Here is a 17148-nt window from a genome sequence, read left to right on the forward strand (position 1 = left end):
CCATGGCCGCCCACCGAGTTCGATAGCCCCCCTCCCCCCGAGCACCCACGTTCGACGGCCGCATCGTGACCGCACCGTCGGAAGGAGCCGACCACCATGTCCAGCGTGAGCCTGAAGGGCCTGACAAAGCGGTTCGACGGCAAGCCGCCGACCCACGCGATGAAGGACCTCGACTTCGATATCGAGGAAGGGGAGTTCATCGCTCTCCTGGGTCCGAGCGGATGTGGAAAGACGACGACGTTACGCTGCGTCGCCGGTCTGGAGACCCCGACCCGCGGCCAGATCACGATCGGTGACCGGGCCGTGTTCGACAGCACAAGGCGCATCAACGTGCCACCAGACAAACGCAAGATCGGCATGGTCTTCCAGTCGTACGCGCTGTGGCCCCACATGTCGGTCCGCAAGAACATCGCATACCCCCTTAAGGCGCGGGGGCTGAAGCAGGCGATCGCGCAGGGGCGGGTGGAGGAGACAGCCCGCCTCGTCGAGTGCGAGGAACTGCTCGACCGGCTGCCGATGCAGCTGAGCGGCGGTCAGCAGCAGCGGGTGGCGCTGGCGCGGGCGCTGGCCGCCCGGCCCGAGGTCATCCTGTTCGACGAGCCGCTGAGCAATCTCGACGCGCGCCTGCGCGACCAGATGCGCTCGGAGATCCACGAGCTGCACCGCCGCGCGCCGTTCACAGCCATCTTCGTTACTCACGACCAGTCGGAGGCGCTCGCGCTGGGCCAGCGCATCGCGATCATGCGGGCGGGCGCGATCGAGCAGCTCGACACGCCGCAACGCGTGTTCGAGGCGCCCGCGACCGAATATGTCGCTGCCTTCATTGGGATGTCGAATCGGCTCGAGCTGAGACGCACCGACACCGGGTGGACCTGCGGCGGCCAGCCGCTCGAGGGTCTCGCGCCCGACGCCGCGGACGCCACCGTCGTGGCGCGCTTCAGCCCGGACGCCGCGCGGCTCGCGAAGAACCTGGAGGAGATCGAGGCACACGAGACCGCGCTGCCCGTCCAGATCGTCGACGTCGAGTTCGGCGGCCGGCAGATGAACGTCACCGCCACCGCGGCGGCGACGCGGGTCCGGGTGCACGTCTCCGCGGACCGCGACTCCTGGACACGCCGGATCACGCCGGACGACCGCTTGGTCCTCGCCTTCGCCCCGCGCTCCGCGGCGATGTTCCCGGCCGAGCCGGCGCAGGAGCCGAATCAGGCCGAGGCGGCGCCGGCCGTGGCCGGGGTGTGACGTCATGGCGACGCTCGCGCTCCCGGGCCGCCGGGCCCTCGCGGTCGACCACCGGGCTGTCGGCCGGTTCACCATGGCCACCGCTCTGGTGGCCGTGCTCGCCTACCTCGTTCTCGCACCCCTCATCCGGCTGCAGCTGAAGGCGTTCACCGGACCAGGGGGCAACAGTTACCACGCGGCCTTCGCACGTGACGGCTTCGGGCGGACCCTGCTCTACACCGTCGGGCTCGCGCTCGGCTCGCTGCTGATCGCCCTCGTCCTGGGGACCTGGCTGGCGTGGGCGTCGACCCGTCTGCCCCGGCGGCTGCGTTTTCTGTCCGTGTTCCCTGTGCTGCCGATCGTCGTGCCGGCGATCGCGTTGGTCGTCGGCTGGGCTTTCCTGCTCGCGCCCGGGCCGGGATATCTCAACGCGGTCCTGCGGAAGTTGCCGTGGTGGTCGGGCGACACCACGGGGCCTATCAACATCTACTCGCTGCCGTGGATCGTCATCATCACCGGGTTCAGCCTGACCTCGTTCGTCTACCTGTTCGTGCGGGCCGCGTTCGCGAACATCGGCGCGGACTTCCTCGAGGCGGCCCAGGTGTGCGGGTCGCCCGGCTACCAGGTGTTCTTCCGGGTGACACTGCCGCTGCTCCGCCCGGCGCTGACCTATGGCGGTGGCGTCGCGCTACTCCTCGGCCTCGGCCAGCTCACCGGCCCGCTGCTGCTGGGCACGAACGAGGGCATCACGGTCCTGACCACCGACATGTACAACCAAGTCTCCTCGACGCCGGTCGACTACGGGCTGGCCGCCGCGATCGGTTCGCCGCTGCTCGGGTTCGGCCTCCTCGTCGTCCTCGGGCAGAAGTTCCTGCTCGGCGACCAGCGGCGGTTCGTGACCCATGGCGGCAAGGGGTTCAGGAGCTCGGCCAGACCGTCCAAGATCGCCGCCGTCGGCATCGTCCTGTTCTCGCTGACCGCCACGGTGCTGCCCCTCATCGGGCTGCTGATCGTGTCCCTGTCGCGCTACTGGACGAAGAACGTACGGCCGTCGACGTTCACGCTGGACAACTTCCGCAAGGTGCTGGAGGCGTCGGCGACGCGGGACGCGATCCAGAACAGCGTCGTCTACTCGCTGATCGCTGTCCTCATCGTGCTGCCGATCGGGTTCGCCGCCGCGAGCATCCTGCTGCGCGGCCGTCGGTACCCGGTCCTCGCCCCGATCCTGGACTTCCTCGTCACGCTGCCGCTCGGCGTACCCGCCGTACTCTTCGGCGTCGGCTTCCTGGTCACCTACAGCCAGAAGCCGTTCGTCCTGTACGGGACGCGCTGGGTGATGATCCTCGTCTACGTGACCCTGATGCTGCCGTTCGCGACCCGGATGCAGTTGTCCGGGCTGATAGCGCTGGGTGACAGCTACGAGGAGGCCTCCCGGGTGAGCGGGGCCGGACCGGTCCGCACGAAACTGCGTGTGATCCTTCCGCTCATGCGCTCCAGCCTCGGCGGCGCCGCGGCGCTCATGTTCGTGCTTCTCACGCAGGAGTTCACCGCCTCGGTCCTGGTGCGGTCCCTGCACACCCAGGTGATGGGAACGGTGCTGTTCGACAGCTGGGGCAGCGGATTCTTCCCGCTGGTCGCGGCCGTAGCGCTGATCATGTCAGCGGTCACCGCGGTCGGAGTCGCGGTGGCGCTGGTAGCGGGTGGCAGCGACTCGCTGAATGCCCTGTGATCGCCGGGCCCGGCGGCTCCTGCCCGACGGGCCTCGGCCCCGGGCCGAGGCCCGTCGACGACGGCCAGCGCGGCTGGCTCCCCCGAAGGAGTTTCTGGTGAAGAACGATGTCGCGCCGAGCGCGCGGTCGAAACGCGAACTGATCCTGCGGATTGCCGCCGAGGAGTTCGGCCGCCACGGCTTCGACGCAACGAAGTGGGCCGACATCGCGAAAGCTGCCGGCATCGGCAACACGGCGCTCTACCACTACTTCGAGACGAAGACGCACTGCCTTTTCACGCTAATGCTCGAGTCGTGGGAGAGCTGGTTCGACCGTTGGAGTAAGTGCCTGAACTCGCCGGAGGATGCCGTGGCCTCGGTCCTGACCGCGGTCAGCGCGTCCTTCAACGGGCCGAAGTCGGAGATGACACAGAACCGGCTTCTCGCCAACGAGCAGGGCAAGCTGTCGAGCACGCGCGGCAGCGGACGGGAGGAGGAGGTCCGGCTGGCCTCCCTGCGTACAGCGCGCAAGGTGGAGGCGCTGTGGGTCGACTTCCTGTCCCAGGCCATGGAGGCGGGGAGCATACCGAGGCAGGACCCGACGTTACTGGCCCACGCGATTATCGGCCTGCTCCAGAGCGTCTGGAACTGGTACCGCCCGGAGGGGCGGGTCACGTCACGTGACCTGGACGCCTTCTACGGGCAGGCGGTCCGCAACATCCTCAGGGGGCCGGAGCCGGGCTGACGTCGGCCGTCCGCCACCGGGGCAGGACGGTGCCGTCGACGTCCTCGAAGTCGGCCGCCATCGCCTGGCCCGGCCGCAGCGCCGGCCGGCCCGGCAGGTGCCCGACCAGCCGGGTGCCGGGCACGTCGTCCAGCTTGACGAGCACCACGGTGTACGGCACGGGGAAGGCCGGGTGGACCTGGTGCTCGACGACCGTCCACGAGTAGACGGTGCCGGTCGCGGCGACCGGCTGCCAGCGGCCCTCCCAGCTGCCGCAGGTCGCGCAGTACGCGCGCGGCATGTGCAGGACGGCGTCGCAGCCGTCGCAGCGGCGGACGACCAGCTCGCCGCGTGCCACCGCCTCGAAGAAGCCGCCGGTGTCGAGGTCGTCGGTGACCGGCAGCGGGCGGCGGGTCACCGGTCCGCCGTCAGGATCAGCGCGCTGCCCGGCGGCAGCGGAGTAGCGGTGACCAGGCAGGTCTCGGCGCCGGCCACCTGCGAGGTGGACGTGCCGCGGATCTGGCGCACGCCTTCGACGATGTGGTTCATGCCGTGGATGTAGCCCTCGGAGAGATGGCCGCCGCCGGTGTTGATGGGCAGGCTGCCCCCGAGCCCGATCTCGCCGCTGGCGACGAACGGGCCGCCCTCGCCCTTCTTACAGAAGCCCCAGTCCTCCAGCTGCAGCAGAACGGTGATGCTGAAGCAGTCGTAGATCTGGGCGACGTCGATGTCGGCCGGGCCGAGGCCCGCCCGCGCGTACAGCGTCCTGGCGACGGCCGTGGCTGGCAGCGAGGTGATGGACTCGCGGAACAGCGTCGGGAACTGGATGCCCGGCTGCGGGTTCGGGATGCTCGCCTGGGCGACGGCGCGGATGACGGCGGGCGACTGGCGCAGGTCCCGCGCCCGTTCGGTGCTGGTCACGACGACGGCGCAGGCGCCGTCGGTCTCGAGGCAAAAGTCGAACAGCCGCAGCGATGTTGGGGTAGAGCAGCTGCGCGTGGATGCCGTATTCGTCCATGACCTTGAGGCGTTCGGCCTTGTCCCAGGTCTTCGGGTCGGCATCGGAGAACCGCCGGGGACATCAGGGCTCCTGGAGCCGCGCGGCGGTGTGCTCGCCCAGCCGCGGCGGCCGTCGCATCGGCGGCACCGGGAAGGCGCCGAAACGGAACGGCGTGCTCGGGTACTCGACAGTGCCCGCTTCGCCGAGGTCGACGCCGACGAAGTAGCCGCGAGCACGCAGGTGCGCGTCGGCGAGGAGGTCCTCGGGGGCTGAGACGATGCCGATTGGCAGTCCCCTGGCCTGGCCCTCGTGGTACATCCAGTCCGCGTCGTGCAGCAGGCAGAACACCTCGATCAGGTCCTGGATGTGCGCGAAGTTCTCCTGGCGGTGCGGCAGGCTGCCGTAGGCCGGGTCGGTGAGGTCGAGGGCGACCCCGGCGCTGTCGAGCCAGGCCACCAGCTGCTGCCAGGGCTTCTGGTCGGCGAGCACGAGGGCGAAGTAGATGTAGTTCCCGTCCGCGCACTGGAAGAGAGCCGGCTGGGTCGGCTCCGGCTGGGCGTGCCGGCAGGTCTGCCGCTCGAGGAGCACCCGGGGGTAGAACCAGTAGGGGTTCGCCAGCTCCCCCGTCACCGCGAGCGCGTCGTGCATCGACACGTCGACGATCTGTCCTCGGCCGGTGCGCCGCCGCTGCAGCAGCGCAAGCAGCAGCCCGTTGTGCGCGTGGCTCGCCGAGGTCTGGAACCCCTGGTTGCCGCCCGGCCGGATGGGCGGGATCGTGTGGTCGTCGTACCCGCAGCTGGCAAGCGGGCCGCCGGCGGCCAGCGCCACGAGGTCGCTGCTGAGGTAGTCGGCCCACGGCCCCGTGAGGCCGAATGGCGTCACCGACAGGACGACCAGGCGCGGGTGGCGCGCGACCAGCTCGCCGTATGACAACCCAAGCCGCGCTAGTGCCGCCGGTTGCAACCCGCACAGCAGCACGTCGGCGTCCGCGACGAGCTCCTCGAGCCGTGGCAGGCCCGCGGGCAGATCCAGCACCACCGACTGCTTGGACGTGTTGTATGTCGCGAAGGCGAGGCTGGTCTCGGACCCTTCGACATCACCCAGCCACGGCCCACAGGCCCGGGTCGGCGACCCGCCGGGCGGCTCGACCTTGATGACCGTCGCCCCGAGGTCCGCGAGGAGCTTGCCGGTCTGCTCGCCGTCGAGGTCGGTGCCGACCTCGACGACGACCAAGCCGTTGTAAGGCGTGCGCCCCGGCGCCGCGTCGGCCTCCCGCCACACTCAGATCACCCCTTCCGCGGCCAGGTCGGCGACCTCGTCGCGCGACAGGCCGAGCACGGTCGTCAGGACGTGCTCGTTGTCCTCGCCGAGCAGCGGGGCCGACCGCCACAGGTCCGGCGTGAACCCCGAGAACAGCACCGCCTGGCCCTCGAACCGGGCCGTCCCGATCACGGGATGGTCCATCTCGAAGAACACGCCTCGCTCGGCGAGCTGCGGGTCGTGCTCGTTGAGGTCCTCGGCGTTCTGCACGGCGCTGGCCCGCACACCGGCCGCCTGCAGCAGCCGCATCACCTCGTGCGGGGTGCGTTCCCTGGTCCACGCGCCGAGCAGCGCGTCCAGCTCGTCCTGCGCGGCGAACCGGGCGGCCTGGGACGCGAACCGCTCCTCATCGGCCCACTCGGGCTGGCCGACGGCCTTGCACATCCGATCCCACTCGTCGTCGTCGAACACGGCGATGGCGACCCAGCGGTCGTCGCCGGCGCAGGGGTACACGCCATGCGGCGCGGCGTGCGGGTACTGCAGCCGGTTGCCGGTCGGGAAATCCGGCCGGCGGGTCGGCCGGCTGTTCGCCGAGGCGTCGAGCAGGTCCGGGCCGAGCATGCTGATACCGATCTCGACGGCCGCCATGTCGATCTCGGTGCCCTCGCCGGTCTGCTCCCGGTGCAGGATCGCCATCAGGAGGGCTGCCGAGTTGTAGTAGGCGGCCTGGTTGTCCATGTAGGACAGCCCCCAGCCAGACGGCTCCCGGCCGGGCAGGCCGCTGATGAACGACAGACCGGAGACCGCCTGCACGACCGGTCCGTAGCTGCGGTACCGGGCGTAGGGGCCCGAGTGTCCGAAGCCGCTCATGCGGGCGTAGATCACTCCGGGGCACAGCTCCTGAAGGCGCTCGTAGGTCAGGCCCCAGCGCTCCATGACGCCCAGCGCGAAGTTCTCGGAGACGACGCTGGAAGCGGCGATCAGCGCGTCCGCGAGCTCCCTCCCGCGCGGGTCGCGCATGTTGAGCGTGATCCCGAGTTTGTTGCGGTTGTAGTTGTTGAACAGGCCGCCCTTGTTCGGGTCGGGGTTCGGGTCCTCGTCGCCGTAGCTGCGGGGATCGCCCTTGTAGATCGGCAGCCGCCGGGGCATGTCGAGACGAGCGCGGTTCTCGATCTTTATCACGTCGGCGCCGAAGTCCGCCAGCAGGCGGGTCGCGACGGCGCCCACGCCCATCCAGCAGAAGTCCGCGACGCGGATGCCGGCGAGCGGGCCGGTGCGGGGGCGAGGCCGGCGCGCCGGGTCGGGGTAGGGCGTGTCGGGGTAGGGCGTGTCGGGGTAGGGCGTGTCGGGGAGGGGTGTGTCAGCCGGCATCGACGGCCTGCTCGATCTGCTCGGCGAAGCGCTCCCTGGCCGCCGCCCGGCGGGCCGGCAGATGACCCGACGGGAAGAGACCCATCGCGGGCTCGAACTGCGCGAGCAGGGTACGCGCCAGCGCGGTCTTGTGGATCTCGGTCGGGCCGTCGGCCAGCCGCTCGTTGGCGTAGACGGCCGCGAGCCGCTGGCGGACCAGCGGGTCGTCGAGCACCCCAAGCCACTGCGCGAGGCCGAGCACCTGCGTCCAGCCTCCGCCGATCTGGTGCGGCCGCGCGCTGGCGTCGCGTTCGAACCCCAGCGTCGTCAGAGCCACCCCCCAGCCCTTGCCGACCTCGCCCAGGCGCAGCGAGTCAGGAATCCGCACGTCGTCCAGGAACACCTCGCAGAACGACACTCCCCCCGACATCTGCCGCAACGGCCGCACCTGCACGCCCGGGGTGTCGAGTGGCAGCAGGAACGCCGTGATGCCGGCGTGCTTCACGGTGTCCGGGTCGGTGCGCGCGAGCAGCTCGCCCCAGCCCGCGTGGTGGGCGCCGGAGCTCCAGACCTTCTGCCCGGTGACCACCCATTCGTCGCCGTCCCGGACGGCCCTGGTCGCGAGCCCCGCGAGGTCGGAGCCCGCGCCAGGCTCGGAGAACAGCTGGCAGGCCAGCTCCTCGCCACGCAGGAAGGGCCTGATGAAGCGCGCCTTCTGCTCCGCCGTGCCGAGCAGCCGGATCGTCGGGGCGATCAGGCGCACGGTTACCGAGAACAGCTCATGTGACGGCACCGTCTCGAACGCGGCCTCCTCCAGTGCGAAGGCCTCCTCGTACGCCGCCGGCAGCCCCGCCCCGCCGAGCTCGGGCGGCCAGCTCAGCGCGCCGTACCCCGCGTCGAACTTGCGGCGCTGCCAAGCCCGGATCCGGCCGAGCATGGCCCGTTCCTCGTCGGCGCCGAGGTCGTGGAAGACGGCGACGTCGTCGGACCCGGTTCCCCAGTTCGCCTGCGCGGCGGGCCGCCGCTTGGCGTTGTCGGCGAGCCACGCCCGCGCCTGTGCCCGGAAGGAGTCGAGGCCGGGCGCCGGCGCGGTCATGCGGCACCGCCGAGCGGGATGACCATCTTCCCGATGTTCGCCCCGTCGAGCATCGCCAGGAACGCCTCGAACGCGCGCTCGACCCCGGGCTTGTACTCCGTCTCGATGTTGCGGACCTGCCCGGCCGCCAGCCAGCCGGCCATGTCCCGCTCGAAGTCCGCTCGTCGTGCCTCGTGGTCGTCCACCAAGAAGCCCTCCATCCGGAGCCGTCGCCAGATCATCAGCAGCAGGTTGCGCGGACCCGGCACCGGCGTGGTCGCGTCGTAGGTCGAGATCGCACCGCACAGCGCGATGCGGCCCCCGGTCCGCATGTGGCGCAGCGCGCACTCCAGCTGCTCACCGCCGACGTTGTCGAAGTAGACGTCGAGCGCCTCCGCGCCGGCGCGCGCCAGCGCGTCGGCGAGGGACTCGCGGATCGGACCGTCCCGGTAGCTGAACGCGGCCGCGAGGCCCAGGTCGGCCTCCAGGAAGCGGACCTTGTCGGCGCCGCCGGCCGAGCCGATGACCGTGCACCCCCGCGACATGGCGATCTGCGCGACGGCCAGCCCTACGGCGCCGGCCGCCGCGGAGACGAAGACCGTCTCCCCCGGCCTGCACGCCGCCACGTCGAGCAGTCCGACGTAGGCGGTCAGCCCGGTCAGGCCCAGGATGCCGAGCCAGCTGCTGTCGGGCACGTCGAGGCCGGGCAGCACCCGCGCCTCGGTCGCCGGCACGAGCGCCAGCTCGCGCCAGCCGAGGTCGTGCAGCACGCGGGCGCCGACCGGGACCCCGGGCACGGTGCTGGCGACCACCTCGCCGACGGCGTGCCCCGACATCGGCGCGCCGAGCCGGTAGCCGTCGGCGTAGGAGGGCCCGGCGCTCATCCGGCCACGCATGTAGGGCTCCACCGACATGACCCGGTTGCGGACCAGCAGCTCGCCGGCCCCGGGCGCCGGCACGTCGACCTCGACCAGCTCGACATCGCCGTCGGCCGGCCGGCCCACGGGATGGCGGGCGAGCCGCCACTCGCGGCTCAGCACGTCCGGCTCCGCCGGCCGGTGGGCGCGGTCATGCCGTGGCCGTGCGGGTCTCGCGCGCCGTGGCCGCGGCCGCCGCCAGGCCGAAGACCAGCGCGTTCGCGAGACCGCCCGCATAGTCGCGCACAAACGTCCCGCCGGCGTCGGCGCCGGCCGCCAGCAGGCCCGGCACGGGCATGCCCCGGCTGTCGAGGACGCGCGCGTCGGCGTCCGTGACGAGGCCGCCGAAGGTGAATGTGATCGCCGGGCAGACGTCGACGACGTAATAGGGCGGGTCGGCGAGCGGGCGGTCGTCGTAGCGCCGCCGTGGCCCGGGCGGCTCCGCCGTGCTGGCCGCGCGCAGGGCGTCGCGGATCGTGGGCGCGTCGTAGCCCCACTCCTCGGGCAGGTCGGCGAACTCGTCGACGTCGTTCGCGACCGCGCAGCGCGCGCCCCGCCGGGACGCGAGCTCGAAGCGTTCGGGCCCGAGGGCGCCGCCGGGAACCAGCGGGGTGTCGCGCCACCAGTCCCGGACCCGCTGGTCGATCACAAGCAGCGCCCTTGCCTCGGGCTGTTCCAGGACGGCCATGGTGCTCACGGCGTCGCTCACGCTCTCGTCGACGAAGCGCTCGCCGCGGAGGTTAAAGAGCAGACCCTCCTGGCTGTAGAACTGGGACAGCGAGACGAACTGCGACGGGTCGACCAGGTCGACGCCGTAGGGGACCAGGTGGCCGTAGAACCCGGCGCCGTCGACCCCGAAGACGCCACCCGGCACGCGGCGGCCGCGGCGGAGAGCCCGGCCATGCCGGCGCCGATGACGAGCAGATCAACCGTCAGGCTGTCCATGGGAACCTCCTTGCGTGCCGGCGAGAACGCCGTGGGCGGTCACCGGGACCGGTCACCTCGGATCGGCCCTGGCGGGTGAGACCGCGCTCACAGGAGCGTTATTATCATGAGGAACTCGGTCAAGCCAGGGTTGCCCGACAGATCACCTTGACGGTCATCCCAGGACAGGACGGTCGTGACCATGAGCCGATCCCGCCAACAGGGCGAGCAGGGACCGTGACTGTTGTCACAAGACGAGATCCACCCTATTGTCTCGCCTACCAAACTGAAGTCAGTTCAGTTCCGGGTGGGGTGGGGCGGAGTGGCCGCGATGGCCCGCGCGTCCCACGGACTTGAAGGAGGTCTGATGGCACGCTCTCGGCTTCGGCGGTGCTTGTTACGGTCGCTGCCCGCGGCCGTGGCGGTGGTGGCCCTGGTCAGCGCCTGTGGCGGCGGCAGCGGCGACGCGAGCGGCCAGCCAGGCGCGGCACAGTCTGGCGCGGCCAGCTCCGCGCCAGTGAGCCCGCAGTGGCAGGCCGTCATCGACGCCGCTAAGAAGGAAGGCTCGGTTACCCTCTATTCCGCCCAGGGCACCGACCAGCTGCAGGACCTGGCCAAACGCTTCCAGAAGGCGTACGGCATCAAGGTCGACGTGCTGCGCATAACCGACGCGCCGGCCGAGGCGAAGCTCGACGCCGAGCACGGCAGCAACGCGATCGCCGATGTCGTCACCATCACCGACAGCGCCTACGTCAAGGCAAAGGGCGAGGCCGGCTGGTTCACCAAGCCGACCGGTCCGAGCTTCACCAACGACACCTACGACACAACGGCCAACATGACCCCGAGCGGTTCGTTCGTGACCAGCGCGGCGGTCTTCGCCCTCTCCTGGAACACGCAGTCCGTCCCGAATGGGCTGAAGAGCTACAAGGATCTTCTCGACCCGAAGCTCAAGGGCAAGATCGGTGTTCCCGACCCGGCCGCCTCGCCCTCGGTGGTGGACTTCTACTTCTACCTGCAGGAGCAGAACGGCGCCGCGTTCGTCGACGACGTCCTGAAGAGCAAGCCACAGATCTTCCCGAGCGTCCTGCCCCTCGCGCAGAGCCTCACCAGCGGGCAGATCAGCGCCGCCCTGGCGACCCAGGCCCTCACCGATGAGAAGAAGAACGGGGCGCCCGTCGACTACCTCATCCCCAAGCCCGCGTGGGGTGCCCGGTTCTACAGCAGCATCGTCGCCAAGGCTCCACACCCCAACGCGGCGCAGCTGCTCGCCAACTTCTACATCAGCCAGGAGGGCCAGGAGGCCATCGCGTACAAGGCCGCCTCCATCATGCGGAACATCCCGGGCAGCGTCGCCTACGTCGCGGACGTGCGTGTGCCCGACCTGACCAAGCTCACGCCGACCGCGGTCGCGGACTTCCGCGCGCATTTCAAGGCGCTGACCTCTGGATGACGACTGCCTGAGGCCGGACGCGTCGCCCGAGGCGGTGAACGGCCGGCCCCGGCCGGGATGCCCGCCTCGGGCGACGACCCGTCACCGGTGACGGGTGACGGGTGACGGGTCAGCCCGCCGCCCAGGCCGGCCCGTGCCCCGCCGGGCGCGAGGCCCTCCGCCGGGCGGGGTCCGTCAGCGGTCTCGCCGTGGCGATCGGTCACCGTGCACGACGCCGTCTCCGCCGCCGCCGGTCACCCCGTCACCGTCGACACGCCCGCGAGGAGCTGACGCCGGCCGGCCACCGCCGAGGGCGCAGTAGCGGTATCGCCGGCCTGAGATCTCTTGTCTCCCGCGACGTGCGAGCGTCGGGTATGCCACTGAGCGGACTCCGCTGGAGGCATACCCGACGTCCGTATGGTCCGTCCGAACCCCCTTGGCCGTGCTCGGCAGGCAGGTTCGGAGCCGCAATCCTCGATGGCCACCGCGGCCTTCACAGCCGGGTTCTGAGTGGTCGGCAGGAGGCGGTGGGTGGCCCAACACGGCGGTCAACATGTAGGCGAGCGCAACTGCTGGGCCACGGGCAGGCGGTCGCGCGGCCCGCCGTGCATCATGCTTGACCTCAGCTTGTCACTTGCTGGCAAACGGTAATTCTAAGAGCTTCGGGCCGATCGGTTCTGGCCCTCAACGTCCGCCGACGACGAGCGGATTACGCACGGTCAGGTCCGGGAACCGGCCGAAGTCTCGATCGGCGCTCCAAAGCTCTCGGACGCCGTTTGCACGACACAGCGCGGCGATACGAGCGTCGTGGACCATAGGCCCTTGGACCTTCCCGGATTCGAGCATTGCGCGCAAAGTCGGCCAGTAGGTAGCGCCCTCGTGGAGAAGCACCAGCGATGGGGAACCGAGCCATGCCTCAACTTGCGTGATGGCCTGATCTGGCCGGCTGGGCGGATCGTAGATCCGGGCGTGGGTCGCTACTGAATAGAACTCGTGCACACAGGGCCACGGGATGGACCAGGCCGCGTTGGACTGCGCCAGGTCGCGGACGACACGCGCCGCAGGCTCGTAGAATGGCGAATCGCGGCGGTGTGCATAAATGAGGATGTTGGTGTCGACCGCGATCATGCGCGGTCACCGTAGACCGCAGCGCGGAGGTCGTCCCAGCTGGCGCCACGGAACTCCTGGCGCACGCCGTCGCCGTCCACGGACGCGTCCGGCAGCTCGAACCGGGCCGTGGAACGGCGCCGCGCGAGTACGGCGCGGAGGCCGTCCTCGAGAAGAGCCCGCAGCGTGGTGCCCTCAGCGCGGGCCACGTCCTGCGCTTCGCGAACGAGCGCATCCGGCAGGTCGACGGTCGTCTTCATACTGCTGACCATACGCGTCCTCCCATATTCCCATACTCCAGGCGGGCAGCCTAGGTTGGCACTGTCCTGAAGGCCTGATGACAGGTATGCCGATCCGCGCGATGCCGCGCACCTCGCGGTACCTCGGAGCCGGGCCCTCCGAGCCGATACCGGCAGTGCCGGGTCAAACAGTACTCGACCCGGCACCACCTCAGGAATCTTGCCTGAGGCCCGAGCCTCCACCCATCGCGGGCGGGCGGTCAGGAGGCCTGAACGGGGGTGCCGGCCTTCGCCAGCGGGACGGTCAGGGACAGCGAGAGCGAGACGCTGCCCCGGGAGGTCTGCGGCGCGAACAGGGCCGATCCGGCGACCACCTGCAGGGCCAGGTGGCTGCCGGGGGTCACGTGCCACGCCACCGTGGCGAGGTCGACGCTGACGCTGTGCTGCTGCCCGTCGAGGCGGAGCTGGACCGGGACCGCCTGGTTGTCGACGACGACGTGCCGGTCGGCGTCCACCAGCTGGGCGTACACGACCGCCCCGGCCGGTTCCGCGGTGCCGTGGTAGTCGACCATGAGTCTGGGCGCGCCGACGATCGCGCCCGGGGCCGACGGCGGCGGGACGGCGGCCTCGACGGCCGTGCCGGCGGCGGCCGGCGCCGCGGCGGTCGCCGACCCGGACGTCACGCTCGGGTCGAGGGTGAGAACGCCCTGGCCGGTGGCGGTGAGCGAGCCGGTGGCGGCGAGCGGGAACGAGTCGGCGCCGTACCAGGTACCGGTGTCGTCGACGTACTCGAACCCCGGGCCGGTCGCCGTGCCCTGCCGTTGCCTGAGGTATCGGTCGAGCCAGCTGATCGTGAGCTGCTCGGTGTGGTCGGACGGCCCGGGATTCGTCAGGCACTCGCCGTGGCCGCCGCAGAACCAGACCATCTTCAGCGGCACCCGGCCGCGCAGCGCCTGGTAGTTCTCGACGCCCTGGGCGAGCGGGAAGAGCGTGTCCACGGTGCCCTGGATGATCAGCGTCGGCACGCGGATCTTCCCGAGCAGCGACGCCGGGCCGTGGTCGGCATACCAGTCCATGATCTCTGTCGATGGCTGGCCGAAGGCGGTGGCCGACCGGCACGAGTCGATCACATGCGTGTCGAGGCGGTTCTTGCCGCTCTGGCCGATCTGGCACAGCAGGCCGGCCCAACCGGCCTTGTTCGCGCCATCGGGATAGAGGCTCTCCGGTAGGGAATGCCACGCGATGGCCGGGACGATCGCGTCGATGCGCGGATCGGACGCCGCCGCGATGAACTGGATTCCCCCGCCGTAGCTGCTCCCGACCATGCCGACCCGAGGATCACCGGTCGCGTCGAGCTGCGTCTCCGGCTGCCGGGCAAGCCAGGCCACCAGCGCGGTCACGTCGCGGCCCTCGAACGGTGCGTAGTCGGTGTGCGCGGTTCCGCCGGACCCGCCGAATCCGCGCGGATCCCATGTCACGACGTTGTAGCCGGCGGCCACCAGCGGCGCGACGCTGCCCGTCGCCGGGTCGGTCTCACCAGGCTGGCCCCAGCCGGGGCCGTCCAGCACGGTGGGAGCGCGGCCACCGGCCCGCAGGCCGGTGGCCGGAAAGAAGTGCGTCACGATCTGGGTGCCGTCGAGCGACGCCACCTTCACCGTTCTGGCGGCCATCACCGGACCTGTGCCCGCGGCGGCCGGCGCGGCGCCGGCGGCGACGGGCCGCGGCGACTGCGGGGCCGAAGCACCGGAGCCGCCGCAGGAGACGAGCGCCAGCAGGGTGAGGACCGCACCCGCCAGCCGCACTGGACGTCGAGGAGGAAGACGTCGAGGAGGAAGCCGGTTGGGACGTGCCATCATCCGCACCTCTGACGGCCAGAGCCAGGCGAGACGTGCCGGGTTCACCAGGTTGAATCAACTAAAGGAATCCGGTGAGGCTAGCAGCGCTGCCCCGCTCGTGCTACCGGCAGATCGTCTACGCGGCCCGGCGGGCGCGGCGGGTGGCCCGGGCCGAGCGGACCAGGTAGGCCGGCGTCGGCGGGACCCAGCCCAGCTGGGTGGCGGTGCCCAGGTCGTCGCGGTTGGCCCAGTGCTCGATGACCTTCCCTTCGGCGATGCGGAACCAGTGCGTCTGCGTGGTGGCGAAACGCCGCCCGGTCGGCGGGAAGGCCCGCTCGACGCGCCCCTCGGCGTCGTAGGCGACGAACGGCTCGACGTGCCGGCCGCTCATCGTGCAGTGCAGCGCCACGACGTCGTCCTGTTCCACCGCGTCGTGCACCTGCCAGTGCAGGTCGGCGTAGGAGCGCCGCAGCCACTGGGCAGTGGCGAAGAAGGCTTCCGGTCCCTGGCCTCGGCAGGCCGGCGGCTCCTGCTCCGCCTCCCGGTTGGTGGCCAGCGGGTGCACGACCTCGACGAAGTCGTCGAAGTCGCCGGTCGCCATGATCTCGATGCTGCGTCGCGCCAGCGCCGTGAGCGAGAGTGTGCCTTGCATGGGTCACCTCGTGGTGGTCTAGTCTCCAGATTCGAAGACATGCCGTCTGTATTCGTTACTGGAGGACAGTAAGGAACCATGGAGGATCGCGCCAAGACTCGTCGCGGATACGACAACCGGGGCCGGGCCGAACAGGCGCGGCGCAACCGTCGGCAGATCGTCACCGCCGCCCATGACCTGCTGCTGGCCCAGGGCTACCGGGCCACCACGATGACCGACATCGCCCGCGCCGCCGGCGTCTCCGTCGAGACCGTCTACAAGGCGTTCGGCACCAAGGCGGCCCTGGTCAAGGCCGTCTACGACGTCGCTCTGGTCGGCGACGACGAACCCGTTCCCCTGGTGGACCGTCCGGAGCTCAAGGCACTACGCGCCGACCCCGACCCGGCGTCGAAACTGCGCCGCTACGCCGCCATCGCCCGGTCACTGGGCGAGCGGATCGGACCACTGACGGGCGTGCTGCTGGCCGGGGCGCGCAGCGGCGGCGACCCCGACCTCGAGGCGCTGGCCGCGACCACCGACCTGGAGCGCCTGACCGGCGCCACCGTCATGGTCACCCACCTCGCCGAAATCGGCGGCCTGCGCCCCGGCCTCGACCTCGGCCTCGCCCGCGACACGGTCTGGGCGCTCATCTCACCCGACCTGTACCGCCTCCTCGTCGTGGAACGCGGCTGGTCCCACGACGACTACGAACGCTGGCTCGCCGACACCCTGGTCACCAGCCTGACCTGACCGGGCAGAAGTCGGCCGGACAGTCCCGCACAATCATGTCCGCGGCGCCGGAGAGCCGACGTTCGACGCCGAGGGCTGTTCCCCAGGGCGGGGGCCCGCTCGACGACTGCCAGCGGACCTCATCGCGTCAGGGATGCGGACAGAAGTCCTGCCCGGAAGGGCGCCTCCGGCTTATTCGGCCGCGACGCGGTTCAGCTGACCTTCGGAAAGACGGGTCTGGGAAGGGGATGCCGCCGAGGTCTGCCACGCGAACCCGTCCGGATCGGTGAAAGGTTCGGAATCGCCGGCGATCACGAGCCGGTGCGATCCGGTCCCGTCGGGAGAGACGCCGGCGTCCTTCGCGAGTGCGCGGCGCCGGTAGAGCGCCAGCTTGACGGGACTGGACGGGGTGTCGAACTCGACGTACATGCGGCCGAAGCTCTTCCCCACAGCGAGGCCGTGGTTGACGTAGAACCGCTTGCTCGCCGCGACGTCGGCGACTCCGAGCAGGAGCACGATCTGCTCGATCTGCCGGCTGGCCGGGCCGGTGTCCTTCTTCGCCGAGGACGCGATCTTCCAGATGGTCCCGTCCGGGGCCTGGACGACGCCGCCGTAGCCCCAGAACGATTTCGTCACCGGCTTCAGCGATGACGCGCCAGCCTCGAGGGCCGTGCCGATGAGGCTGTCGACGTTGGCCGGCTGGGACACCGTGAGCGACAACGTGAAACCGCGGAAGCCGGTCGTCGGTGTCTCCGCCGCCCGGAGGCAGATCTGCTCGTCCAGGTCGAAGGCGTCGCTGTAGAAGCGGCTGGCGGCGGTCGGGTCGGTCACCTCAAGGGTGACGGATTCGATGGAAGCCATGCCGGTCACGCTAGGTGCGGCCCGCTACCGAACGCTTCTCCATTCCTGACCGATCTGGTCGCCCTCCCGGATGGCGACCTCTGTGTCCCGCCGGGGGTGTCCCCGGGCCGCGTTTCGGTACGCCCACGAGGCGCGTGCCGT

General features: G+C 70.7%; 17 protein-coding genes. 5 read left to right on the forward strand and 12 right to left on the reverse strand.

Annotated elements, in window-relative coordinates:
- Nucleotides 1–96: 96 nt before the first annotated feature.
- From BCD48_RS18815 to BCD48_RS18825, 3 genes are all read left to right on the forward strand, one after another.
- Nucleotides 97–1239 carry an ABC transporter ATP-binding protein gene (locus BCD48_RS18815; RefSeq protein ID WP_071049715.1) on the forward strand — a complete coding sequence of 381 codons (1143 nt, stop codon included), beginning with the start codon at nt 97–99 and terminating at the stop codon, nt 1237–1239.
- A gap of 4 nt (nt 1240–1243) precedes the next feature.
- Nucleotides 1244–2947, forward strand: a complete 1704-nt coding sequence (locus BCD48_RS18820) for an ABC transporter permease (RefSeq protein WP_071049716.1) — start codon at nt 1244–1246, stop codon at nt 2945–2947.
- Between the two features lie 97 nt (nt 2948–3044).
- Nucleotides 3045–3671, forward strand: coding sequence for a TetR/AcrR family transcriptional regulator (locus BCD48_RS18825; protein ID WP_071049717.1), 627 nt, complete (start codon nt 3045–3047; stop codon nt 3669–3671).
- Here BCD48_RS18825 and BCD48_RS18830 read toward each other — a convergent pair.
- From BCD48_RS18830 to BCD48_RS18860, 7 genes are all read right to left on the reverse strand, one after another.
- On the reverse strand, nt 3649–4068 hold the full coding sequence (locus BCD48_RS18830) for a Zn-ribbon domain-containing OB-fold protein (RefSeq protein WP_071049718.1): 420 nt from the start codon (nt 4066–4068) through the stop codon (nt 3649–3651). The two genes, BCD48_RS18825 and BCD48_RS18830, sit on opposite strands and share 23 nt — an antisense overlap.
- Complete coding sequence (locus BCD48_RS18835) at nt 4065–4571, reverse strand: thiolase C-terminal domain-containing protein (protein WP_071049719.1); 507 nt, start codon at nt 4569–4571, stop codon at nt 4065–4067. Before BCD48_RS18835 ends, BCD48_RS18830 begins: the two co-directional genes overlap by 4 nt.
- A 160-nt stretch (nt 4572–4731) precedes the next feature.
- Entirely contained in the window at nt 4732–5931 is a 1200-nt protein-coding gene (locus BCD48_RS18840) for a CaiB/BaiF CoA transferase family protein (protein ID WP_071049720.1), read from the reverse strand.
- Complete coding sequence (locus BCD48_RS18845; protein ID WP_083418854.1) at nt 5932–7281, reverse strand: CaiB/BaiF CoA transferase family protein; 1350 nt, start codon at nt 7279–7281, stop codon at nt 5932–5934.
- Complete coding sequence (locus tag BCD48_RS18850) at nt 7271–8356, reverse strand: acyl-CoA dehydrogenase family protein (RefSeq protein ID WP_071049721.1); 1086 nt, start codon at nt 8354–8356, stop codon at nt 7271–7273. Before BCD48_RS18850 ends, BCD48_RS18845 begins: the two co-directional genes overlap by 11 nt.
- On the reverse strand, nt 8353–9375 hold the full coding sequence (locus BCD48_RS18855; protein ID WP_071049722.1) for an NADP-dependent oxidoreductase: 1023 nt from the start codon (nt 9373–9375) through the stop codon (nt 8353–8355). Before BCD48_RS18855 ends, BCD48_RS18850 begins: the two co-directional genes overlap by 4 nt.
- Before the next feature lie 28 nt (nt 9376–9403).
- Complete coding sequence (locus BCD48_RS18860; RefSeq protein WP_071049723.1) at nt 9404–10126, reverse strand: FAD-binding protein; 723 nt, start codon at nt 10124–10126, stop codon at nt 9404–9406.
- A 417-nt stretch (nt 10127–10543) separates the two neighbouring features.
- Here BCD48_RS18860 and BCD48_RS18865 point away from each other — a divergent pair, with 417 nt between their 5' ends.
- On the forward strand, nt 10544–11626 hold the full coding sequence (locus BCD48_RS18865; RefSeq protein ID WP_157910525.1) for an ABC transporter substrate-binding protein: 1083 nt from the start codon (nt 10544–10546) through the stop codon (nt 11624–11626).
- Between the two features lie 663 nt (nt 11627–12289).
- Here BCD48_RS18865 and BCD48_RS18870 read toward each other — a convergent pair.
- From BCD48_RS18870 to BCD48_RS18885, 4 genes are all read right to left on the reverse strand, one after another.
- Complete coding sequence (locus BCD48_RS18870; RefSeq protein WP_071049725.1) at nt 12290–12733, reverse strand: type II toxin-antitoxin system VapC family toxin; 444 nt, start codon at nt 12731–12733, stop codon at nt 12290–12292.
- Nucleotides 12730–12984: a type II toxin-antitoxin system VapB family antitoxin gene (locus BCD48_RS18875; protein ID WP_071049726.1), complete on the reverse strand. Its 255-nt coding sequence runs from the start codon at nt 12982–12984 to the stop codon at nt 12730–12732. The genes BCD48_RS18870 and BCD48_RS18875 overlap by 4 nt, the downstream gene beginning before the upstream one ends.
- A 227-nt stretch (nt 12985–13211) precedes the next feature.
- Entirely contained in the window at nt 13212–14753 is a 1542-nt protein-coding gene (locus tag BCD48_RS18880) for an alpha/beta hydrolase family protein (RefSeq protein ID WP_241841843.1), read from the reverse strand.
- A gap of 169 nt (nt 14754–14922) precedes the next feature.
- Complete coding sequence (locus BCD48_RS18885) at nt 14923–15438, reverse strand: ester cyclase (protein WP_071049727.1); 516 nt, start codon at nt 15436–15438, stop codon at nt 14923–14925.
- A 78-nt stretch (nt 15439–15516) separates the two neighbouring features.
- Between BCD48_RS18885 and BCD48_RS18890 the strand changes: the two genes are divergently transcribed.
- Nucleotides 15517–16167, forward strand: coding sequence for a TetR/AcrR family transcriptional regulator (locus BCD48_RS18890; protein ID WP_071049728.1), 651 nt, complete (start codon nt 15517–15519; stop codon nt 16165–16167).
- A gap of 171 nt (nt 16168–16338) precedes the next feature.
- On the opposite strand, the gene BCD48_RS18895 is transcribed toward BCD48_RS18890, so the two are convergent.
- Entirely contained in the window at nt 16339–17007 is a 669-nt protein-coding gene (locus BCD48_RS18895) for a VOC family protein (RefSeq protein ID WP_071049791.1), read from the reverse strand.
- Between the last annotated feature and the right edge of the window lie 141 nt (nt 17008–17148).

It is taken from the genome of Pseudofrankia coriaricola (genome assembly GCF_001854805.1).
Taxonomy (GTDB): domain Bacteria; phylum Actinomycetota; class Actinomycetes; order Frankiales; family Frankiaceae; genus Pseudofrankia.

Coding starts and splice junctions, on each gene's coding strand:
- BCD48_RS18815 (WP_071049715.1), top strand. CDS start 97: ATGTCCAGCGTGAGCCTGAAGGGCCTGACAAAGCGGTTCGACGGCAAG.
- BCD48_RS18820 (WP_071049716.1), top strand. CDS start 1,244: ATGGCGACGCTCGCGCTCCCGGGCCGCCGGGCCCTCGCGGTCGACCAC.
- BCD48_RS18845 (WP_083418854.1), bottom strand. CDS start 7,281: ATGCCGGCTGACACACCCCTCCCCGACACGCCCTACCCCGACACGCCC.
- BCD48_RS18850 (WP_071049721.1), bottom strand. CDS start 8,356: ATGACCGCGCCGGCGCCCGGCCTCGACTCCTTCCGGGCACAGGCGCGG.
- BCD48_RS18865 (WP_157910525.1), top strand. CDS start 10,544: ATGGCACGCTCTCGGCTTCGGCGGTGCTTGTTACGGTCGCTGCCCGCG.
- BCD48_RS18870 (WP_071049725.1), bottom strand. CDS start 12,733: ATGATCGCGGTCGACACCAACATCCTCATTTATGCACACCGCCGCGAT.
- BCD48_RS18875 (WP_071049726.1), bottom strand. CDS start 12,984: ATGGTCAGCAGTATGAAGACGACCGTCGACCTGCCGGATGCGCTCGTT.
- BCD48_RS18885 (WP_071049727.1), bottom strand. CDS start 15,438: ATGCAAGGCACACTCTCGCTCACGGCGCTGGCGCGACGCAGCATCGAG.
- BCD48_RS18890 (WP_071049728.1), top strand. CDS start 15,517: ATGGAGGATCGCGCCAAGACTCGTCGCGGATACGACAACCGGGGCCGG.
- BCD48_RS18895 (WP_071049791.1), bottom strand. CDS start 17,007: ATGGCTTCCATCGAATCCGTCACCCTTGAGGTGACCGACCCGACCGCC.